The sequence below is a fragment of the Bacillus sp. LQ01 genome (genome assembly GCF_057624735.1).
Map to the genome: position 1 here is coordinate 189,280 of NZ_JBYEZL010000004.1, position 22,354 is coordinate 211,633.

Sequence of the window (22,354 nt, forward strand, 5' to 3'; positions counted from 1 at the left end):
ACTTTATAATGCTAATGGAAGTTAAGGGAAAGTAACTGAAAGGTTATTTGTATGGTAATGCTTCGGATCCTAGAAAATGAAAGTTTTGAAAGAGCCCATGTAAAATTGTGTTTTAGAAGTACTACATTGTATGCGAAAGTATATTTTGTAATGCATGGTCTATTTCTGGAAATGTGTATTGGTATCCATGTTCAATTGCTTTAATGGGTAATACACGTTGCCCTTCTAGTACAAGTATGCTCATTTCACCTAATAAAGTTTGAATGATAAAAGAAGGTACAGGCAACCAATGAGGCTTTTTCATTATAGTTGCAATGGTTTCTCCAAATTCCTTCATTCTTATAGGTGTTGGTGCTGTCATATTAAGAGGACCATCAATTTCTTTTTTGTGTATAATGAAATCCATCATACGAACGACATCGTCTATATGAATCCATGATAACCATTGCTTCCCAGAACCAATGGTGCCGCCGATATAGAATTGATAGGGAAGTAGCATTTTTGGAAGAGCTCCTTCATTTGCACCTAATACAACTCCAAATCTTGCGTAGATTGTTCGTATTCCGAGAGAACGTGCTTTAGATGCTTCTTGTTCCCATGAATATACTGTATTTGCTAAAAAGTCATTTCCAGGAGTCTCATGCTGTTCTGTAAAAGACTCTATTTCAGACGTTCCATAGTATCCAATAGCACTTGCGTTAATAAATGTGTGTGGCTTTGTATGGAGTCCCTGCAATTGTTTAATGAGTCCTTTTGTTGTTTGAATTCTACTGTTTAAAATGGCTTTCTTTTGTTGCTTTGTCCATCTACTATTAATAGACTCTCCGGCTAGATTAATAACTACATCAATAGAAGAGAGGGGGAAGGTTTGTAAATCTGGTGTCCATTGAACATACTGAAGGTTAGGATCGGAAGTTTCAGTAGTTTTTTTTCGTGTGAGAATGTAAACAGTATATCCTTTTTGAATAAAAAAAGTAGAAAGGGATTTGCCGATAAAGCCTGTACCACCAGAAATTGCGATTTTCACAAGTATTTCCTCCTCATTATATATATTCTTGAAAAGAAAAAATGTTCCTCGACTATGTTAAAATAATAGAGAGGTGAGAGTATGGCTGTCATTACAAAAATAGAAGTACAAAAACGATCGAAAGAACGATTTAATATTTATATTGATAAAGGTCAAGGCGAAGAGTACGGATTTAGTGTGGATCAAGTAATCTTAATAAAACATGGATTACAAAAAGGCTTAGAAATTGATGAAATCGAGTTAGGAAATATTTTGTACAATGAAGAAGTGCAAAAAGCATATTTACAAGCAATCTCCTATTTATCCTATCAAATGAGAACAAAACAAGAAATAGAAGATTTTTTACGAAAAAAAGAAGTGGGACAGGCCATCATCTCTGAAGTCGTTTCGAAATTATTACATGACCGATATATTAATGATAAAGAGTATGCTGTTTTATATACGCGAACGCAAAGTAATGTGAATCGAAAAGGTCCAACTGTTATTAAAAGAGAGTTATTAAATAAAGGTGTTCAGGATTTAATTATTACACATAGTTTACAAGAATATCCGAAGGAAAAGCAAATTGAGAATGCCTTGTTTCTCATAGAGAAGAAGAAAAAATCTTATCAAAAACATTCTTTTTTACAAATGAAACTAAAGTTAGATGAGATGCTTGTTCGAAAAGGATATTCTAGAGAAGTAATTCAAATTTGTTTGGAAGAATTGAAAGACGAAAAAGATGACGAAAAGCAACAAGAAGCGTTACACTATCATGGGAATAAATATTATGAGAAATATAAGAAGCATGATGGATGGACATTTGAAAACAAGATGAAACAAGCGTTATATCGAAAAGGATTCTCTATTGATGAAATCGAGATATTTTTGCAAATGAAACGCGAAGAGGAATGAGGAGAATAAGATGAATATGCCAAAACGCTACAGTGAAATGACACCGCATGAGCTAAGGGAAGAAATTGGCGCTTTGAAGGAGCAAGCAGTAAAAGCTGAGCAGCTTGGGATTGTCAATGAATTTGATGTATTAATGAGAAAAATGGCAATGGCTCGTGCTTATATGACGGATATAAACAAATTCCGTATTGGTGAAACATATGAATTAGTAGAAGAACCTGGTGTATTATTTAAAATTACGTATTTCAATGGGGTATTTGCTTGGGGATATAAGCAAAATGATAATGAAGAGATTGGCATACCAATTTCCTTATTGCAAGAAAAATAAAAACCAGAGAGCATATATCTCTCTGGTTTTCATCTTTGGTAGGCGTTAAAGGAGATAGGAGATTCTAAAATTGGCGTTTTTTACATTCATTTGCCAATATAATGAGAGACTGGGTTTGTTGCGTCTGTCCGTTAACTTGCGCTTTCGCATGTTTTGGACGAGTCCACGTATGGTTAAATAATTCAGAACGACTATCTAAGCGATCACGGTAGCTCATCTTTATCACCTCGTGTAGGAAGTTAATTTAATTTGTATTACTCTTCCTGCTGATTTGCAGCACGCATACGTTCTTGTGGGTGCGTGTTAATTGTGCCGTTAGGTCGTTTCGAAGCGAAGCGTGATTTCGCTTTCGGTTGACCGTCGATTTTGCTGTTGTTTTTTGACTCAGACCAAAATTCGGCTTGTTTACCCATTACGAACGCCCTCCTCATTATCGGTTGATACCTCTTTAAGAAGTATCAATTATAGAATGTGCAAAATTGAAGAAACTATCCTTTAGAAATGAAGGGATAAATAGGTAAAAGGAGATTATAATATGAATGATATTTATGAAACATTAACGAAAGAATTATTAGACAAGAATGACAAGCTTTCTTACGCACAAGCTCGTGCGTGGGTTGAGTTACTATGGGAAGATTTTCAAACAACTTATGCAAAATCAGGTCGTTATCAAGGCGATGAAATGACAGAACAAGTGGTACGATCATGGATTAATAATCATGGTGTACGCCTTCATGAAATGCGTACAAATAATCCGAAGTATAGTCATTTAATTAATCAAGAAGATCATTTGAAACATTAAAAAAAGCGACTTAAGTCGCTTTTTTTAATGTGGAAGTAATTCCAGTTTTTTTCGAAGCTTTTCTTCACTAAAGATCCATCCTGTATAGGAACTAATAATATTTAAATTGTGGTCGAGCTGAACGATTGCAACAAATGGATAATAATCTTTACTTCGATATCGTAAATCAATGAATCGTACTTCATAATAATGGTCATGATCAAAAATATCCCAGCGATATACAGGAGAGAAAGATAGAAAGGCCGAGATGTTTTCATCTTGTTTAGCTGCTCGCATAATATTATTGTCTGGGAACGGTACCCGATCGAACTTATCATATATCATGATGTTACCACGGTGCCATCTCGCAACGTAGTAATAATCAGCCGTAACGATTGCTAAATGGTAATGGTAAAATCGGTAAGAAGGAGAAATGATAATCTTTTCGACATTTTTGAAACGTTTGTGTACAACGCTTCTTATATTTCTGTGCATCATAATCCGTCCGATATAGTAAACAATCATTAATATATATGCCGCTAAAGCTGTATATCCCTTATGAGAACCGACGAGCATGCAAGCAATTGCAAGTATATGGATAAAGAAAATTACGGTATCGAATGTATTAATCACGCCGAGTGCGACCCATTTTTTTGTGAAAGGCCGTAATGCTTGTGTACCATAGGCATTGAAAATATCTACAAAGACGTGAAGGAAGACAGCAATAAATGACCAAAGCAGTAGATGAAGATATGGAGCGTCTGAAAAGAAGGCGAAAGAGATGCCACTTATAAGGAATGACCAAAGAATTACCGCAGGAATAGAATGAGTAATCCCACGATGATTTCTTATATATTTAGCGTTATTACGCAATTTTAAAACTGTGTCAATGTCAGGAATGTTGGAACCAGCAATTGTAGCAAGCATAACAGCTTGGGGGCCAATATCACTTTGTGCTATGGCTGGATCTAATGTTGCTAAGCTACCTAAAGTGATACCCATAACAAGGTGAGTGGCTGTGTCCATAGAAATCCACCTCCGTTTTTTATTAATGTAACTCTTTTTATTCGATACCTCAAGTCCTTTGCCTTCTATTTCCTGTATCATCTTACTTAAATTTTTTCCTAAAATCTTTATAATAGTACTTATATGCAAAAAAATGAGGGGGATCAAGTTTGACACTTGAAATACTAAACAATTTTAATATAGAGCAGTTTCAAAATGATTTAATTGGTTGGTTTGAAGAAGAACAGCGCGACTTACCATGGAGAAAGAATAAAGATCCATACCGCGTTTGGGTTTCTGAAATTATGTTACAGCAAACAAGAGTAGAGGCTGTAAAACCATATTACGCAAATTTTATGGGGAAGTTTCCTACACTTGAAGCGTTAGCGAACGCAGATGATGAAGAAGTATTAAAAGCATGGGAAGGTTTAGGATATTATTCTAGAGCACGTAATTTACATGCGGCAGTAAAAGAGGTAAAAGAAGTATACGGCGGAGTTGTACCAAGTGATGTAAAGAAAATTGAAAAGTTAAAAGGAGTCGGACCATATACAAAAGGTGCTATTTTAAGTATCGCATATGGTATACCAGAGCCGGCAGTTGATGGAAATGTTATGCGTGTATTATCTCGTATTTTATCAGTATGGGATGATATTGCAAAACCAAAGACTCGAAAAGTTTTTGAAGAGATTGTGCGTGAAATTATTTCGATTGAAAATCCATCTTATTTTAATCAAGGTTTGATGGAATTAGGTGCACTAATTTGTATTCCGAAAAATCCAGCATGCTTACTTTGTCCTGTACGTGAACATTGCAGAGGGTATGCTGAAGGTGTTCAAAAAGAATTACCAGTAAAAAGTAAAGCGAAAGCTCCTAAAATGGTACCTATTGTTGCAGGTGTACTTCAAACTGAAGACGGTCGTTACGTTATTAATAAACGTCCAAGTACAGGTTTGTTAGCTAACATGTGGGAGTTTCCGAATGTGGAACTTGGAGAAAGTATTCGAAATCAGAAGGAACAGCTTATAGATTATATGAAAGAAAAATTTGAGCTCGAGGTTTCTATTGATGAATACGCAATGAATGTACAACATACGTTTACACATCGTACTTGGGATATATTTGTATTTTACGGAAAAGTAACAGGTAATATTGTTGATACAGATACATTAAAATTTGTATCAAAAGAGGTATTTGAGCAATTACCTTTCTCAAAATCACACCGTACTATTTATGAAAATTGTGTGGAGAAAATTACAATGCAATAAATAAAAAAGTGTTCCCAATCTAGGGAACACTTTTTTAATCGTAAGAAATTTTTGTCCCATGAGTCCAACTAGCTTCACCTTCTTGTAAGCCGCCTCTTGATTCGATTTCTACTACAATTTCTTTGTAAATACTTTGCCCTTCTACATTTAAATAAGGCAGAACCTGTTGTAGTGAGTGATGAAAATAAGCTAATTCATCTTCTTTCCATTCATTTTTTGAAATCATCGTTAGTTCAGTCATATCGCGTCCTATATACATATTTACACCTCCATTTTCTATAGTTTGAATGAGTAACAAAAGTTATATGCGGAAATTTTAAAAAAGAAAATTACGGATAGCTTCTAAGTGAATTGGTTACATTATTGATTGTGGAGGTGAGAAAGATGAGTAAAAAACAACAAGGTTATAACAAAGCAACTTCTGGTGCTAGCATTCAAAGTACAAATGCTAGTTATGGTACAGAGTTTTCAACTGAAACAGATGTACAAGCTGTAAAACAAGCAAACGCACAATCAGAAGCAAAGAAAGCACAAGCTTCTGGTGCACAAAGTGCAAACGCTAGTTATGGTACAGAATTTGCAACTGAAACAGACGTGCATTCTGTGAAAAAACAAAATGCTAAGTCAGCTGCAAAACAATCACAATCTTCTAGCTCAAATCAGTAATGAAAGAAAAACACTTCTCTAATTCGGGAGAAGTGTTTTCTTTTTGCGTGGATCGTTGTAATGAAAAGAAAGCGAACGACATAACTTCTAATAAGTCAACAAATGTAGTCAAAGGAGAAGGAAGTTAACAATTAGAATTATGTAATTAGGAATAATAACTGATGAATAAGTCCAAAAGGGGGTAAGTAATGAACGATTTTGATAAGTTGATAGGGGAGCAATTAGAAACGATGGATGAGTTGTTAAAGTTACAAGCACATCTAGAGAAGTATCAACAAATCGAAATGAATGAAAAAGATACGTGCGATAAAAAAGAACTGCATTTTATCCGTCAGGAAATATATAGAACAGAAGTAGCGTTGAAGATGTTACATGAGAAATTTGAAGAACAAACGAATAGTGTAATTCAATCTTTTACAACTGAAAAAATGATTTCAAATTTAGGGTAAGATATATTGTTATCTTCAGGTGAAAAGTCCTTCTTTGTATGGAAATAGAGAAGGGCTTTTTCTATTACATGTCCTCGCTTATAAATAATGCAGTACAATCCCTATCTCTTAAGAAGAGTTGGGGCATAGTATTCAACGATAAACCTCCTGCATATTCAGTTTGAAAAATAGAGTCTTATCCCTTTAGTTTTAAAATTTCGACAAAAAAGTTATAATAGAAAAAAAGTGAATGCCGTTCAAAGGGCATTTGCAGTTGAAAGAAGGGAGCATATATGGGATTTCCCAAAGAAGGAGAAAAAGTACAAATACATAGTTATAAACATAATGGCTCCATTCATAGAATGTGGGAAGAAACAACAATTTTAAAAGGGACACAGAGTCTTGTAATCGGAGCGAATGATCGTACAGTAGTTACAGAATCGGATGGCCGAACATGGATTACTCGTGAACCAGCAATTTGTTATTTTCATGCCAACTATTGGTTTAATGTGATTGGGATGCTTAGGGAAGATGGCGTATATTATTATTGTAATTTAAGCTCACCTTTTGCGTATGATCCTGAAGCATTAAAGTATATTGATTATGATTTAGATATTAAAGTATATCCAGATATGACATATACGCTTCTAGATGAAGATGAGTATGAAAAACATAGTCAAATTATGCAGTATCCACCTGTTATTGATACAATTTTAAAACGAAATGTAGCACATTTAACACAGTGGATTCATCAAAGAAAAGGTCCATTTGCACCAGACTTCGTAGATATGTGGTATGAACGATATTTAATGTACAGAAATTAAAACAAACCTGCAGGGGGCTTCCCGGCAGGTTTGTCCTATTAGAGGGGGGATTATGTGCAAGGCATAAAAAGATATTTACAATTTGTTAAACCATATCGATGGCTTATTGCTATTACAATTATTATTGGACTAGTTAAGTTCGGTATCCCACTTATTATGCCGTGGTTATTAAAGTATATTATCGATGATGTAATTCAAGGCGCGGGCTCACTTCAAGATAAAACATCTCAATTAATAACAGCGATTGGAATTGCTTTTTTTATTTTTGCGGTATTAAGACCACCGATTGAATATTATCGTCAATATTTCGCCCAACGTATCGCAAATACAATACTGTATGATTTGCGGAAGCATATTTTCGGTCACTTACAAAAGTTAAGTTTACGTTATTACTCCAATACAAAAACAGGGGAGATTATTTCGCGTGTCATCCATGATGTAGAACAAACGAAGGATTTTGTAATTACTGGTTTGATGAACGTCTGGTTAGATACTGCAACAATTGCTATTGCTATCATTGTTATGTTTTCTATGAATATAAAATTAACATTTGTTGCGTTATTGATTTTACCTATTTATGTAATTGCAGTGAAACATTTTTTCGGACGTCTTCGGAAATTGACGAAAGAGCGTTCACAAGCGTTAGCGACGATGCAAGGGTATTTGCATGAACGTATTCAAGGAATGCAAGTGACACGTAGCTTTGCGTTAGAAGAGTATGAGGGGAAGCAGTTTGAAAAAAGAAATAATGAATTTTTAACGAAAGCATTAACCCATACAAGTTGGACGGCAAGAACATTTTCGGCAGTAAATACGTTAACCGATTTAGGTCCGTTACTTGTGATTGGTTTTGCAGCATATGAAGTAATTCAAGGGCAGTTAACGCTAGGAACGATGGTAGCTTTTGTTGGATATATGGATAGTTTATATAGTCCGCTTCGCCGCCTTGTTAATTCATCTACAACATTAACACAATCTTTTGCATCGATGGACCGTGTGTTTGAACTGTTAGATGAAAAATACGATATTGTTAATGTACCAAATGCGGTACAAACGAAAAAATTAAATGGAGAAATTGTATTTGACAATGTTTCTTTTCGTTATAATGCAGATGAAAAAGAGATATTACACAACTTGTCATTAACTATGCAGCCTGGAGAGAAAGTAGCGCTTGTAGGAGCGAGTGGGGGAGGAAAGTCATCTCTTGCTAGTTTGATCCCGCGTTTCTATGATGTTTCTGAAGGCGCGGTTTATGTAGATGGCATAGATGTAAGAAAGTACAATATGAGAAATTTGCGTAGTCATATTGGAATTGTACTGCAGGATAATTTATTGTTTAGCGATACAATTGGAGCTAATATTTTATATGGAAATCCGAAAGCTACAGAGAAAGAAGTGATTGCAGCTGCCAAAGCTGCGCAAATTCATGATTTTATTATAGACTTACCAGATGGTTATAATACTGTCGTTGGAGAACGTGGTGTGAAGCTATCAGGCGGGCAAAGACAACGCGTGGCAATTGCACGAGTGTTTCTAAAGAATCCGTCGGTACTTATATTAGATGAAGCAACTTCAGCATTAGATTTAGAAAATGAAAGGTATATTCAAGAGGCGCTTCAGACGTTAGCTGCTGACCGGACAACGATTATAATCGCACATCGATTAGCGATGATTACGCATGTTGATACGATTATTTACATTGAAGACGGTGAGATTAAAGAGACTGGTTCTCATGAAGAGTTAATGCGAAAAAGAGGATTTTATTACAATTTATATCAACTTCAACATATAACAGAAACAGCTCCTTTACCATAAAAGGAGCTGTTTTTTTATTCGTCTTCTTTTTTATCATCGATTTGGAGTTCTTTTTCTGGTTTATGATATGTGTAGAAGCTATCTACAAGCAAATCTAAATGCTCTACTTCTTCGCTATAGTTAATGATGGAAGAAATAAGAGGGAAGAGATGTAACCATGTTTTATATGCTTCTTCATCGTCCTTATTTTGATATTCCATAAAGATATCAATTAATTCTTGTTTACCTGTTTCAACTTCATCAAGCATTTCAACTGATTGTTGTTTTTTTGCTTTACCAATAAATTTTAATAAAACTTGTTCATGATAATGCGTTAATGAGTCAAGTTCATTTTGGATAGATTCCTGAAATTCTTCCGGCATATAGCGCAGTTCATTTTCAGTACGGTGTAATGATTTTAACGTACTTAAAGCACGGCTTGTTGTCGCTAACATTTGTCTGAATAAAACGAGCTTACGAATTTTTGCGAACTTTACTTTTTTCGTATAGCTTCTTTCTTCTTTATACAGCAAATAGTAATGATTTAGTTTAATCATTTTTTCTTTCATACGATCAATATCAGTTTTTAGCGTTGTAAAATCAGAAGCCTGCCTGCTATTCATTCGAATCCATTTTACAATTTCTTCTGTATTATCAACGATACGATGATAAAGTTTTGTTTCATATTTTGGCGGCATAAATACTAAATTTACAAGTGAAGCCGCAATAATACCAATCATAATCGTCGCAAATCGAAGTAAGGCAAAACTAAAGAAATCTTCGCCTTGATACTCCATAATGGCGATAACTGTTACTAAAGCAATTGATATTGTGTTTTCTAATCGTAATTGTAATGTAAGAGCAATTACTAATATACATGTTAATCCAATAATAAAAGGATTATGTCCAAAAGCAGTAGCAAATGCGATAGCAAATATCGCACCAATTACATTTGCTTGAATTTGTTCAAGTGCTGTTAAATAAGAACGGTATACAGACGGTTGAACAGCAAAGATAGCTGAAATTCCCGCAAATACCGGACTCGGTAATTGAAGTAAAATACAAGCAAATAAAGCTAACGTGATGGCAATACCCGTTTTTAAAATGCGAGCACCAAGTTTCATACCCTTAATAAGATCCTTTCTCTTGTCATAATGAATGTACAACATGATACTATACATTCATTACAATATGTTAGCAAGTGATATTTTAGTGACGTTAAAAGAAATTAGTGTTCATTTTATCCCGCTAATTGTGAGTAGTAAGATTCCTGCCTCAAAAATTAGAAGCTAGATGCCGGTAAACGCTCGATTGGTGTAGGCTAATTAAAGTTTCACTTTATAATTTTTCCTAATTCCTTTTAAACATCAGTTTTTAGTAAAAAAACCTGCTGAATTTCAGCAGGTCTCAAATTGTTACTATAGATTACTATGAGAAGCGTACTTCGTCAATTTTTTCTTAATAATGAAAATTACTCATTTTACTCTGTTGAGATAGATGGGTCTGCCTGTTCTTTTTTCGGGATAATCTCAAAAAACTGGTTCTGTATATCATCTAATAATGCTGTTAATAAAGCAACTTCCTCATATTGCTCATGTTCGTTTAGTACACGAATATAGTCTAGCAATAATTCAGTTACATCTTTCAAACCATTTTTACTAATTGGTTGTAATGTAACATTTGCCCCTTTTGCAATTCTTCTTTTTAAGGCCTGTTCTGTTAGGCCTAAGTTTGAATCATGACGCAAATAAACAACACCGCCAGTCATGCCAGCGCAAATCCATGGACCAGGGTCACCTAAAACAAGCGCTCGCCCATTTGTCATATATTCAAAAGCAAAACCTTTAATATTGGAGTATGCCCCTATATTTCCTTGCTCTTTTTCACGGAGTGGTTTTGTTATTCTACCTCCAATTATCATGTCTGCCCCAGAAAGGCGAATGCCAGCGCGAGCATCAGCGTTCCCTTGCACGTATAGTGCCCCTTTTTGTGCACCATATCCAAATCCTTTTCCGACAGAACCGTTATAATATACTCCGTCTTTTCCTTTTGATTTCGTTATATAAATCCCACCACCAAAGGAAGTTTTACCAATGCCATCTTGTGCGCCGCCATTTACGTGTATAAATAAATTTTCACTATTGTAAGCGCCTAACCCATTTCCGGGAATAGAACCATTCGTATACTTTAATGTAAGTGGTTCAAGTTGAGTAGCTTCATATAGTTTACTGCGAACGCGATAACATGATTCTAGACCACCCATAACGCGTTGCTCTACACCAACGCCTACTAATTCTTTTGAGTCAGCGGAATGAACTGTCTTAAATTGTTTTTCTGGTACACCATCTGTTGTTGTAACAGATGGATGTTCTATTATTTGTAATAAATTACGTAAGTTTAATAAATTTTCGCCTCGAACTTGCTCTAATAAATCAGAACGCCCAACAATTGCTTGTAAATTTGTACACCCAAGCTGTCCTGTTAATCGTTTTAGTTCTATACCGAAAGAGGTGAATAAATTTAGCAGGCCAGTAACCGCGCTTTCTAATTCGCGTGGGACGAAGCGGCGTAACCCATGTTCCTTTGCTTGTGCTTCAGACTCGATTTGTGTTGCAATTCCGACATGACAAGTATCTAGATGACACCCACGGCAAGTAGTGCAGCCGATTGCAATCATTGATAGTGTGCCAAATCCAATACGGTTTGCTCCGAGAAGCATGATTTTCAAGGCATCATTTACACTTCGAATACCACCATCTGCCCAAATCTCTACTTTATGTCTCATGCTCGCTTCTAATAAAGCGTTGTGAGCGGCTTTAACACCAATTTCTACAGGAAGACCTACATGTTGCAAGGCGTGAATACGTGCAGCACCTGTTCCGCCATCGAATCCGCTAATGTTAATAAAATCAGCACCAGCTTTGGCGATACCGACAGCAATTGTTCCGATATTAGGAACGACAGGGACTTTCACGGCTACTTTGGCAAGTTGATTAGCTGTTTTAATTTCCGTAATCATTTGAGCTAAATCTTCAATTGAATAAATATCATGGTTATTAGAAGGTGAAATTAAATCTGAGCCAATTGTCGCATTACGTGCTTCAGCGATTTTGGCTGTTACTTTTGAACCAGGTAAATGCCCACCTTCCCCAGGCTTTGCGCCTTGACCAATTTTGATTTCAATTAAGTTCGATGAGTTTAGTAGTTCGGCATTTACTCCAAATCGCCCAGATGCCACTTGTTGTCCACGTGTATGTGGATATTTTCCAATCATATCTTTAATTTCGCCGCCTTCACCGTTCAAGCTAATCATATTTAGCTGATCGGCCGCTTCTGCATATGCGCGAAAGGCAATTTCGTTTTGAGAACCAAATGACATAGAACTAATAATAAATGGAAAATCATGGGTTTCAATGCCGATAGATACTTCTTCAGTTGGAACGACATGTTTTGTTTGTTTCGTTTGAACAAGGTGTCTGATTGCGATGGGATTATTCTCTTCTAGTTCACTTAACTTGTCACGGTAATCATCATAAGAATTTCCTTTTGCAACATCGCCGATTGCTTTCCAAATTCGCGGGAATATATGAAATGATTTTCGCATTCTAATTTTAGGATTGTTATAATCATCCGCTCGCATTTTTGCATCTTCAGCAAGTGATTCAAGTGAAAAAGCTAAATCATTTGAACCGAAGAAATTTGTAATCTGTAATATATTTGCGATTTCTTCATGTAACCCAATAGATGAATAGAGACGTCCGTAACCACGTAACTCATGAATTCCAATTGTTGAAATGACTTTTTCTAATCCTTTATTAAGTGCATTATACAGATTCGTAATTGGTGTTTTTGTTCCATCATTTACAGTCGCGAATAATAAATATGGATTAATACTATCTGCTCCTAATCCATATAGCGTGACAATGTCATGTAAGGAGCGAAGGGCACCAGAACGTATAACGAGAGAACAATTGCGGCGTAATTTATTTTCACTTAATGCTTGATGTACTTTAGCAGTAACTAAATGTGGATCAATCCACAATCTTTCATTTAGATGGGCTTTTGCGTCATCTAATACTAGTAGGGAAGCACCATTGTTAACAGCAGCTATCGCTTCAGAACTAATGCGGCTTAATGCACATTGTAGAGTTTCTGACGAGCTGAATGTAGCAGAGATTGTGGCGATAGAGTTATGAGTTTTAAATAGCTTTATGAGTTGTTCGTACGTAATTGTGTGTAATTCCTCTGCAATAGGTTGTGCCACGCTGCCTTCTAAAATAATTGGTGAAAGCATTTCAACTACAAATGGCCGTTTTGCGCCACTTAATAAACTTGGACGCTCTCCAAGTACAGTACGTGTAGAGAAGTGTTCAATTTCACGGTCACGGTCAATTGCAGGGTTTGTAACAACAGCTACACTTTCTTTAATGAAGTCAGCGATATTTCGTCTATCAGTATCAAGTGCGGCAAGTGGTGAGTCATGCCCAAGTGAGCGTATTGGCTCAACGCCTTTTGTTGCCATCTGTTCAAGGAGTTGAATATGTTCTCGGTCCCATCCGAAAGCGACGTATTGTTTCGTTTCAACTTGAACAGAATCACATAGCCCTTGGATTTTTTTCGTTTCAGGGATAGATAAATTTAAATGGTAATTGGTAGTATCAATTCGCTTTTTAAAACGGTTATATACTTGGATTTGATATTTGTCATATTCATAAAGAACAAGTTCATCTTGTTCATTCCATTTTAATCCGACTTTTTCTCCAGGAGCGAGTGGTTTTGGTTCTGCTACATATTTAGTTGGTGATACAACTCCAGGTTCAGAAGAGAAAATATAAGAGCTCTCTGTCTCTACTTTCCATACTGGGCGTAATCCAAGGGAATCAACGCTGAAAACAGCTTCATCTTTAAAACGGGAAATGATGCCAGCTGGTCCTTGGGCAAAATGTCCCCATGCTTCACGTATATACGTATATAAATCTTGTAAAGGTGTTTCATAAAGTTTAATTTCATTAATAATTGGTGGGAATAGAATTTCCATTGCTTCAAATAAGCTGTAGTTGTATTGAACAAGTAGGGTTTCTAAGGTGCGGTTTAAATCTTGAGAGTCACTGCCTCCTGCAGTAAGTGGTACATCAATCATTTCAGCTTGATCGCGTAATTTCGCAATTGTGTTAATTTCACCATTATGTCCGAGAATGCTAAATGGTTGTACACGAAAAAAATTAGATAATGTATTAGTAGAGTAGCGGTTATGTCCTAATGTCATAGTTGAAGCGATAAGCGGATGTTGTAAATCATTATAGTAGGCAACAAGCGTATCACCAGCACCTAGAACTTTATATACAACATGATTACGACTTAATGAAGCAACATGAATTGCTTCGTTTTCCTCTATTTTTATTGTGACAGAAAATAATGTTTGCTCAATATTTGTAATTTCGTTTTCTGCGATAAGGGCAACTTGCCAAAATAAAGGTTCTTCTTGTTTACCAAGTGGACCGAGTGCATCTGAGTTTGTTACATCATCACTTTCGAAAATGATAGTAAAGTTTTTGTTGTTTAATTGCGTACGAATATAATCTTTTAAGGCAGTAATGTCTTCTTTTTTATTTAGAAAAAAATGTCCAACGATAAAGTGGGGATGATCCACAATCGTTGGATTATATCCGCTACTTTTTAGTTTTTCATTCCAAAGCGTTTTTGGTATATCAATGTGAATGCCGATGCCATCGCCCTCACCATTAATGAAACCAGCTCTATGATTCATTTTGACGAGTGATTGTATGCAAAGGTCAATGTTTTCTTTTGTAGCAATTTTTCGTTTCTCCATAACGGAAACGATTCCACACGCATCATGTTCTGCATTTCTATAATCTCGAAATAAAGACGGTGTCCATGTATTTTTTTTATTGAGCATCCGTCAATCCCCCCTCTTGTAAAAGTTAGAATAATCTTACTATTTAAGGTGCGAATCACCTTGTACACAGAGATAGTAATGCTGTAAAAGAATATAAAACAGATAATTATGAATAATTATACTATTAATACGGAATTTATGAAATAGAAAAAAGGAAAAAAGAAAGGTGAGCTTTCTTTTTTCCTTTTAATGACGGGATTATTTATTGTCTGCTAGGGCAGCAAATGCTCTGCCGACAGCTTCGATTGTATATTCAATATCTTCTTTTGTATGTTCTGTAGTTAAGAACCATGCCTCGTATTTAGAAGGTGCTAAGTTAACTCCTTCTTGAAGCATAAGCTTGAAGAATTTACCGAACATTTCACCGTCTGTATCTTGTGCGGCATCGTAATCTTCAATTGTATTTGTTGTGAAGTATACAGTTAAAGCCCCTTTTAGACGGTTTAATGTAATATCGATATTATGTTTCGCTGCTTGCTCTAAAATTCCTTTTTCAAGCATTGCACCAAGTTCATCTAATCTCTCATAAAGCCCTTCTTGTTGAAGCACTTCTAGACAAGCGATACCTGATGCCATAGAAGCAGGGTTTCCTGCCATTGTACCAGCTTGGTATGCAGGTCCAAGCGGAGCAACTTGTTCCATAATTTCTTTCTTACCACCGTAAGCACCGATTGGTAAGCCGCCGCCAATAACTTTACCAAGCGCTGTTAAGTCAGGTGTCACACCAAGTAAGTCTTGAGCACCACCGTACATAAAGCGGAAAGCAGTAATAACTTCATCATAAATTACTAATGCGCCAGCTTCGTGAACAAGTTCATTCACTTTTTCAAGGAATCCTGGTTTAGGCTCTACAATACCGAAGTTTCCAACGATCGGTTCTACAAGGATAGCTGCTACTTCATGACCCCATTTATCTAAAGCCTCTTTTAAAGTTTCGACATTATTAAATGGAACGGTAATAACTTCTTGTGCAATACTTTGTGGTACGCCAGCTGAGTCAGGAGTTCCTAAAGTAGAAGGACCAGATCCAGCTGCCACAAGTACTAAATCAGAATGACCGTGGTAACAACCAGCGAATTTCATGATTTTTGTGCGACCTGTATAAGCACGAGCAACACGAATCGTTGTCATCACTGCTTCTGTACCAGAGTTTACGAAACGGACTTTATCTAATGCAGGCATTGCTTCTTTTAACATTTTTGCGAATTTTACCTCTAGCGCTGTTGGTGTTCCATAAAGTACCCCATTTTCAGCAGCTGTTGTAATTGCTTTTGTTATATGCGGATGAGCATGTCCAGTAATAATAGGACCGTATGCTGCTAAATAATCGATATATTTATTTCCGTCTACATCCCAGAAATAAGCGCCTTTCCCACGTTCCATAGCAACAGGAGCGCCGCCGCCAACTGCTTTAAAAGAACGAGAAGGACTATTAACACCGCCAACGATATGCTCTAAAGCTTCTTTATGTAATGCTTCTGACTTTGTGAATTTCACTACAATTCATCTCCTTACAAAAATCTATGTATTATTCTAACATGTTTTTCGAAAAGACGTATTGTTTGTGATAGCGAAGGCAGTTGGGTAAACTATTCGTTGTGACATTTAGGAGGGGGGTCCGATTATGAAATCGGTAATTGAGGTACAAGGGTTACGTAAAGAGTTTACAGCCTATTCAAGTCGTCCGGGCTTAAAGGGTGCATTTCGCGATTTATTAAATCGTAATTATAAAATAGTACCAGCAGTAAACGATGTATCTTTTACTGTAAAGCAAGGTGAAATGGTTGGTTATATTGGTGAGAACGGTGCTGGTAAATCAACAACAATTAAAATGCTTACGGGGATTTTAACTCCGACATCAGGGCAAATCACAGTAAATGGAATGAACCCACATAAACAAAGAGAAGAATTTGTAAGAACAATTGGTGTTGTTTTTGGACAGCGTTCGCAACTTTGGTGGGATATTGCAGTACAAGAATCGTTTCGTTTATTAAAGAAAGTATACGGTGTATCAGACGCTCAGTATAAGGAGCATATGGAGCACGTAATTGAAACGTTAGATATAGGGCCTTTATTAGATAAACCAGTTCGAAAATTATCTCTTGGTCAAAGAATGCGTTGTGAATTAGCGGCAGCCTTAATTCATAATCCACCGTTATTATTTTTAGATGAGCCAACAATTGGGCTAGATGTACTTGTGAAATTGAAAATACGTGAATTTTTAAAAGAAATGAATGAACGTTATAAAACAACAATTTTATTAACAACACACGATATTACTGATATTGAAGCTTTATGTGAGCGCGTTATCATGCTGGATGAAGGGAATATTATGTATGACGGTTCTTTAAGTAATCTTCGTACGCAGTGGGGAGCAGAGAAGGAAATTCACTTTCAGTTTGTTGCACCAGTTTCCTATCAGGCTTTATCAATGGTTATGCCAGATAATCATGTCGTTTGGTCGAAAGCGAAAGAGGAAAATGCATGGGTTGCAAAAATTCCGAATGAAGAAGTTATTATTTCAATGCTTATTTCTAAAGTAGTACAAGCATTTCAAATTAAAGATTTAAAAATTAACGAAGTGTCTACAGAGGAAATTATTCGTAACATTTATGAAGAAGGTATTACGCATGGGTAAGTATATTGAAATGATTCGAATTCGCTTTTTAATGATGCTTGCGTATCGTACAAATTACTATAGCGGGATTTTAATTTATACGATTAATATCGGTGCTTACTATTTTTTATGGCAAGCAATTTATAGCGGAAAAGAGAATATTGAAAGTTTATCTATTTCGCAAATGACCACGTATATCGCAATCGCGTGGATGGCACGTGCCTTCTATTTTAATAATATAGATAGGGAAATTGCGATGGAGATTCAAGAAGGACGTGTGGCTGTAGAATTAATTCGTCCGTATAACTATTTGGGAATGAAAGTTATGCAAGGTCTTGGCGAGGGAATATTCCGTTTTGCCTTCTTTTCCATTCCAGGCATGGTTATCGTTACGTTATTATTTTCGTTGCAAATTACAACGAATTTTCAAACTTGGTTATATTTCTTCTTATCTTTAATATTTAGCTTTATTATTAATACACAAATTAATTTAATGACGGGAATGCTTACGTTTTTCCTATTTAATAATAGTGGAATTATGTATGCAAAACGCGTTGTTATTGATTTATTTTCAGGTCTATTATTACCAATTAGTTTTTATCCGTTATGGGCCCAAAAAGCAATGATGTTTTTACCGTTTCAGGCTATTAGTTATATTCCAAGTATGATTTTTTCTGAAGGTATACAGGGGAGTAAGTTGTATGAGGCTTTAGTATTTCAAGTGATTTGGGCGATTGTACTTATTATTCCAATTGTACTCATGTGGAGAACGGCGAGAAAACGTCTAATTGTACAAGGGGGATGATGAGATGCTATATATAAACTTATTTTTACAATATGCAAGTCAATATATAAAAACGAAATTGGAGTATCGAGGCGATTTTATCGTTGGTTTACTTTCTGATTTATCGCTTCAAGCAGTTAATTTAATATTTATTCTCGTTGTATTTGGGCATACACAAGCATTGAAGGGATGGAGTCGAGAAGAGGTAATCTTTATTTATGGTTTCTTTTTAGTACCATTTGCCATCTTTTCAGCTTTCTTTAATATATGGGATTTTAATGATCGATACATTATTAAAGGGGAGATGGATCGTGTATTAACGCGACCGATCCATAGCCTATTTCAAATTATATTAGAAAGAATGGAACTTGAATCTTTAATTGGAGCTATTACAGGGATTGTTGTAATGGGATATGCAGCTGTGGAGTTACAATTATCTTTTTACTGGTATGATTTCTTCTTATTTATATTGATGGTAGGAGGAGGAGCACTTGTATATGGAGGGATATTTGTTACGTTGGCGAGCCTTGGTTTTTGGTCGGATGCGAAAAGTTCAATTATGCCTCTTATGTATAACATAGGTAATTACGGGCGCTATCCTGTTAATATTTATAATCGTGTAATTCGTTTCATTTTAACGTTCGTTTTACCGTTTGCGTTTGTTGGAGTATATCCAGCAGCATACTTTTTAAGAAAAACAGAATGGAATAGTTATGCATTTGCGACGCCAATTGTTGGTATTATCTGTTTTACGATTGCAATCACCCTCTGGAACCAAGGGGTAAAAAGGTATCGTGGCGCGGGTAATTAATTATAGAAGCTTGTTCGTTTCTAAGGGATAAATCAGTTCTCCACCTCATACATATAAAATGAGGTGGAGGACATGTTATGGGGATTTATTCTATTAATTGCAGCAATCGCTATTTTGAAAAGTGTCCAATTATTATGGAGTTCCTATTCAGATTCAACGCGTTTTTTTTCGCTCTATAATTTGGCCACATTATTTTTAATCTATACAACAGTACTAATCGCATTTGGATTAAGTTACGTTGTATTAGAGGAAATGGGTTTCGCAGTTTTGAAAGAGGATGGAGAAAGTTTGAACGCTCATTCCTTTCAACTCGTCGAAGTTTGTTTATATTTTAGCGCAGTTACTTTATTGTCTGTTGGATATGGTGACATATCTCCGATTGGAATTGGGCGATGGATTGCAATCGCAGAAGCGCTAATTGGATATACACTCCCTTTTGCTTTTGTGATGAGGTCTGTAATAGACAATGAAAAATAAGGAAGCATTTGTTATAGTAAAGGAAAAGAGTAGGAGTGATAAATATGATTACAGTAGGAGAAATGGCACCAGAATTCACATTAGAGGGAAGTAACGGAGAAGAAGTTTGCCTAGCTGATTTCCGCGGTAAAAATGTAGTTCTCTATTTTTATCCGAAAGATATGACGCCAGGATGTACAACTGAAGCATGTGATTTTCGTGATGCGTATGGAGTATTTCAAGAGAAGGATACGGTTATTCTTGGAGTAAGTCCTGATTCAGCGAATAGACATTTGAAATTCATTGAGAAACATGAATTGCCATTTATACTTTTAGTAGATGAAGATCATAAAGTAGCAGAGTTATACGATGTTTGGAAGTTAAAAAAGAACTTTGGGAAAGAGTATATGGGAATCGAGCGTTCTACATTCCTTATTAATAAAGACGGTGAACTTGTAAAAGAGTGGCGTAAAGTGAAAGTGAAAGGACATATTGAGGATGTTCTTTCTTATATAAAATAAATCTACATTGGAGATAAAATATGCAGAAACAAGGCAAGTGTCTATACATATTTTACTGCCTTACATAAAGTGGAAGTGTAGGGCATACCTCCTCAGATGATAGTATTCCAAGTGCGATTATGTCGCACTTTTTTCTATGGAATATATGAAGAAAAAAGGGAAAGATACATAAAAACAAGTCCTGAATATAAAAATAAACTACATACTTATAGTAGAAATATTGACGATTTATAAGAAAAGGAGTACACTCTTTATAAGAATTATAAAATAATAATCCGTATAGAATCGGGGTGCATGACGGTGGTCAAAGAAGAATTAAAAGAAGCGCTAGAAATGCTGAAAAATACGGGTGTACGCATTACTCCACAGCGTCATGCTATTTTAGAGTACCTTGTGGAATCAATGACGCACCCAACAGCGGATGATATTTATAAAGCATTAGAAGGTAAGTTTCCAAATATGAGTGTTGCAACTGTCTATAATAACTTACGTGTGTTTAAAGAGGTTGGACTTGTAAAGGAATTAACTTATGGAGACGCTTCAAGTAGATTTGATTATGTTACAAGTCAACATTATCATGTGATTTGCGAAAAATGTGGTAAGATTGTTGATTTTCCTTATGGAGGCTTGGAAAAGCTGGAAGAGGAAGCTGCGAAAACGACAGGCTTCGTTATCAATAGTCATCGCTTAGAAATTTATGGCGTTTGTCCAGAGTGTCATAAGGCGTAATATATAATAAAGAAAGAGGCTGACGGCTATACGTCAGCCTCTTTCTTTATTATATAAGGATTAGCGTGAGGTTAATCGGGATTTACAGTGCTAAGTTAGTAAGGAGGGTTAGATAAAAGTTTGTCGAATTTACTTTGTATTGGTGGAAATGAATTCTGGGAGGGGACATTTTGAAGAAATATGAGATTAAAAATAACATTCCAACATTGGAAGAATATAAATATTTATGTGATTCTGTGGGATGGACTAACTATATGAACTTTGAGGTGGCGGAAATATCACTTCAAAATTCGATTTACTGTATAACAGTCAAGGATAATAATCAAATCATCGGCATGGGGAGAATTGTTGGTGATGGGGCTATCTATTTCTATATTCAAGATATAGTGGTTCATCCAGAGTATCAAAAGAATGGTATTGGAAAGAAAATAATGAATACTTTAGTAGAATACTTAAATCAGAATGCTCCAGATAAAGCATTCATTGGTTTGTTTGCGTCGCAAGGTAAAACATCATTCTACGAAAAATATGATTTTAAAGATTATTCGCCTAATATGACAGGGATGTTTACTGTTATTTCGAAAAAATAGGTGTAATAAATTTAATAAAACAATTAAAAAGTTGATTTTTTAAGAAATCAACTTTTTAATGAGTTGAAACGTTTGTAGTGTTGCAAATTCGTATTTCCCTTGATACTTATGATTTATAACTCTTCTTATTATACTTTTCATCAAATTCTTTTCCTTCTAGATCTCGATCTAGTGTTAAAGGTTGATTGCAGTGCATACATGCATCGACACGGCCGAGCATTTTGGTTGGCTTATCACAGCTTGGGCAAATAATTTGGATAGTCTTAGTAGATAACATGCCAATCCAAAAGTAAACGACAGTGCTAGCGATAACAGCTAAAAAGCCAACCATCATAAACGTTGTCATAATAATAATGTTTTCGCGGAAAAAGACACCTAAGTATGCAATGAAGAGGCCGATAAATACTAAACTTAATGCAAAGGTCCGGATTTTATTGATTTTGTTTGAATACTTAATGCTCATTCTCACCACGCTCCTATACTAATAATATAACATACAATTTAGAATTTTCACTCTCGTGTAAATTGATAAAGGGATAAGATATGAAATGAATAGGAGGGGGACCATGAAGAATGAATGGACGCTATAAGGATTTTTACAGCGGTTTTTAAGTTTTTAACGGGATGTGAAATTTTTTTATAAAAAGTATTGACCCTGTATATACTGCATGATATATTAATAACCGTCGCTGATGCGGAAACGCAGAAAACGACAAAAAAGAAATTAAAAAACTTAGTTGACATTGAAAAATGAAGATGTTAACATAAGGAAGTCGCGAATGAGCGACTAAGTAGTTCTTTGAAAACTGAACGAAACAAACAACGTGAAACGTCAATTTTTATTTTAGATGCTAGACAAACTAACTTTATTGGAGAGTTTGATCCTGGCTCAGGATGAACGCTGGCGGCGTGCC

Annotated in this window: 24 protein-coding genes; 15 read left to right on the forward strand and 9 right to left on the reverse strand. The window is 35.6% G+C overall.

What is annotated here, in order from left to right:
• Positions 1-121: 121 nt before the first annotated feature.
• Entirely contained in the window at positions 122-1,027 is a 906-nt protein-coding gene (locus AC22L0_RS24390; protein ID WP_000684380.1) for a TIGR01777 family oxidoreductase, read from the reverse strand.
• A gap of 81 nt (positions 1,028-1,108) precedes the next feature.
• Between AC22L0_RS24390 and recX the strand changes: the two genes are divergently transcribed.
• Positions 1,109-1,921 carry a recombination regulator RecX gene (recX, locus tag AC22L0_RS24395; protein ID WP_000268502.1) on the forward strand — a complete coding sequence of 271 codons (813 nt, stop codon included), beginning with the start codon at positions 1,109-1,111 and terminating at the stop codon, positions 1,919-1,921.
• A gap of 10 nt (positions 1,922-1,931) precedes the next feature.
• Entirely contained in the window at positions 1,932-2,249 is a 318-nt protein-coding gene (locus tag AC22L0_RS24400; protein ID WP_001057024.1) for a YfhH family protein, read from the forward strand.
• A 64-nt stretch (positions 2,250-2,313) separates the two neighbouring features.
• Here the strand turns inward: AC22L0_RS24400 and AC22L0_RS24405 are convergent, their stop codons facing one another.
• Together AC22L0_RS24405 and AC22L0_RS24410 are read right to left on the reverse strand one after the other, a co-directional pair.
• Positions 2,314-2,466 carry a YpzG family protein gene (locus AC22L0_RS24405; protein WP_000122093.1) on the reverse strand — a complete coding sequence of 51 codons (153 nt, stop codon included), beginning with the start codon at positions 2,464-2,466 and terminating at the stop codon, positions 2,314-2,316.
• 37 nt (positions 2,467-2,503) lie between these two features.
• Positions 2,504-2,662 (reverse strand): small, acid-soluble spore protein K, encoded by a 159-nt coding sequence (locus AC22L0_RS24410; RefSeq protein ID WP_000517891.1) that lies wholly within the window; start codon positions 2,660-2,662, stop codon positions 2,504-2,506.
• A 122-nt stretch (positions 2,663-2,784) separates the two neighbouring features.
• Here AC22L0_RS24410 and AC22L0_RS24415 point away from each other — a divergent pair, with 122 nt between their 5' ends.
• On the forward strand, positions 2,785-3,051 hold the full coding sequence (locus tag AC22L0_RS24415) for a YfhJ family protein (RefSeq protein WP_000998166.1): 267 nt from the start codon (positions 2,785-2,787) through the stop codon (positions 3,049-3,051).
• Between the two features lie 24 nt (positions 3,052-3,075).
• On the opposite strand, the gene AC22L0_RS24420 is transcribed toward AC22L0_RS24415, so the two are convergent.
• The gene (locus AC22L0_RS24420; RefSeq protein ID WP_000379106.1) at positions 3,076-4,056 is read right to left on the reverse strand and encodes a metal-dependent hydrolase; all 981 of its coding nucleotides are present in this window, start codon (positions 4,054-4,056) and stop codon (positions 3,076-3,078) included.
• 149 nt (positions 4,057-4,205) lie between these two features.
• Here AC22L0_RS24420 and mutY point away from each other — a divergent pair, with 149 nt between their 5' ends.
• Positions 4,206-5,303, forward strand: a complete 1,098-nt coding sequence (mutY, locus tag AC22L0_RS24425; protein WP_000171391.1) for an A/G-specific adenine glycosylase — start codon at positions 4,206-4,208, stop codon at positions 5,301-5,303.
• Between the two features lie 34 nt (positions 5,304-5,337).
• On the opposite strand, the gene AC22L0_RS24430 is transcribed toward mutY, so the two are convergent.
• Positions 5,338-5,562, reverse strand: a complete 225-nt coding sequence (locus AC22L0_RS24430) for a hypothetical protein (RefSeq protein ID WP_000275436.1) — start codon at positions 5,560-5,562, stop codon at positions 5,338-5,340.
• Positions 5,563-5,687: 125 nt separating this feature from the next.
• Between AC22L0_RS24430 and AC22L0_RS24435 the strand changes: the two genes are divergently transcribed.
• From AC22L0_RS24435 to AC22L0_RS24450, 4 genes are all read left to right on the forward strand, one after another.
• Complete coding sequence (locus AC22L0_RS24435) at positions 5,688-5,969, forward strand: gamma-type small acid-soluble spore protein (protein ID WP_000039046.1); 282 nt, start codon at positions 5,688-5,690, stop codon at positions 5,967-5,969.
• A gap of 188 nt (positions 5,970-6,157) precedes the next feature.
• Positions 6,158-6,418, forward strand: coding sequence for a YgaB family protein (locus AC22L0_RS24440; RefSeq protein WP_065704921.1), 261 nt, complete (start codon positions 6,158-6,160; stop codon positions 6,416-6,418).
• A 272-nt stretch (positions 6,419-6,690) separates the two neighbouring features.
• Entirely contained in the window at positions 6,691-7,221 is a 531-nt protein-coding gene (ntdP, locus tag AC22L0_RS24445; protein WP_000506624.1) for a nucleoside tri-diphosphate phosphatase, read from the forward strand.
• 54 nt (positions 7,222-7,275) lie between these two features.
• The gene (locus AC22L0_RS24450; protein ID WP_487272459.1) at positions 7,276-9,036 is read left to right on the forward strand and encodes an ABC transporter ATP-binding protein; all 1,761 of its coding nucleotides are present in this window, start codon (positions 7,276-7,278) and stop codon (positions 9,034-9,036) included.
• Positions 9,037-9,050: 14 nt separating this feature from the next.
• Here the strand turns inward: AC22L0_RS24450 and AC22L0_RS24455 are convergent, their stop codons facing one another.
• The 3 genes from AC22L0_RS24455 to hemL all read right to left on the reverse strand — a co-directional run bounded on the left by AC22L0_RS24455 (position 9,051) and on the right by hemL (position 16,429).
• Complete coding sequence (locus AC22L0_RS24455; RefSeq protein ID WP_000765787.1) at positions 9,051-10,139, reverse strand: aromatic acid exporter family protein; 1,089 nt, start codon at positions 10,137-10,139, stop codon at positions 9,051-9,053.
• A 356-nt stretch (positions 10,140-10,495) separates the two neighbouring features.
• Positions 10,496-14,932, reverse strand: coding sequence for a glutamate synthase-related protein (locus AC22L0_RS24460; protein ID WP_087966444.1), 4,437 nt, complete (start codon positions 14,930-14,932; stop codon positions 10,496-10,498).
• 198 nt (positions 14,933-15,130) lie between these two features.
• Positions 15,131-16,429, reverse strand: coding sequence for a glutamate-1-semialdehyde-2,1-aminomutase (gene hemL / locus AC22L0_RS24465; RefSeq protein WP_061140037.1), 1,299 nt, complete (start codon positions 16,427-16,429; stop codon positions 15,131-15,133).
• Positions 16,430-16,556: 127 nt separating this feature from the next.
• On the opposite strand from hemL, the gene AC22L0_RS24470 reads away from it, so the two are divergent.
• The 7 genes from AC22L0_RS24470 to AC22L0_RS24500 all read left to right on the forward strand — a co-directional run bounded on the left by AC22L0_RS24470 (position 16,557) and on the right by AC22L0_RS24500 (position 21,440).
• A complete protein-coding gene (locus AC22L0_RS24470; protein ID WP_000843658.1) occupies positions 16,557-17,570 on the forward strand; it encodes an ABC transporter ATP-binding protein in 1,014 nt (337 codons plus the stop codon).
• Positions 17,563-18,354 (forward strand): ABC transporter permease, encoded by a 792-nt coding sequence (locus AC22L0_RS24475; RefSeq protein WP_000521519.1) that lies wholly within the window; start codon positions 17,563-17,565, stop codon positions 18,352-18,354. Before AC22L0_RS24470 ends, AC22L0_RS24475 begins: the two co-directional genes overlap by 8 nt.
• A gap of 4 nt (positions 18,355-18,358) precedes the next feature.
• Entirely contained in the window at positions 18,359-19,144 is a 786-nt protein-coding gene (locus AC22L0_RS24480; RefSeq protein WP_000965772.1) for an ABC transporter permease, read from the forward strand.
• A 72-nt stretch (positions 19,145-19,216) separates the two neighbouring features.
• Positions 19,217-19,621, forward strand: coding sequence for a potassium channel family protein (locus tag AC22L0_RS24485; protein WP_000964343.1), 405 nt, complete (start codon positions 19,217-19,219; stop codon positions 19,619-19,621).
• Between the two features lie 44 nt (positions 19,622-19,665).
• Positions 19,666-20,121 (forward strand): thioredoxin-dependent thiol peroxidase, encoded by a 456-nt coding sequence (gene bcp, locus AC22L0_RS24490; RefSeq protein WP_048568183.1) that lies wholly within the window; start codon positions 19,666-19,668, stop codon positions 20,119-20,121.
• 300 nt (positions 20,122-20,421) lie between these two features.
• Positions 20,422-20,850 (forward strand): peroxide-responsive transcriptional repressor PerR, encoded by a 429-nt coding sequence (perR, locus tag AC22L0_RS24495; protein ID WP_000237829.1) that lies wholly within the window; start codon positions 20,422-20,424, stop codon positions 20,848-20,850.
• A 170-nt stretch (positions 20,851-21,020) separates the two neighbouring features.
• Positions 21,021-21,440 (forward strand): GNAT family N-acetyltransferase, encoded by a 420-nt coding sequence (locus AC22L0_RS24500; protein ID WP_000759738.1) that lies wholly within the window; start codon positions 21,021-21,023, stop codon positions 21,438-21,440.
• A 106-nt stretch (positions 21,441-21,546) separates the two neighbouring features.
• Here the strand turns inward: AC22L0_RS24500 and AC22L0_RS24505 are convergent, their stop codons facing one another.
• Positions 21,547-21,903, reverse strand: a complete 357-nt coding sequence (locus AC22L0_RS24505; protein WP_000025058.1) for a YgzB family protein — start codon at positions 21,901-21,903, stop codon at positions 21,547-21,549.
• Between the last annotated feature and the right edge of the window lie 451 nt (positions 21,904-22,354).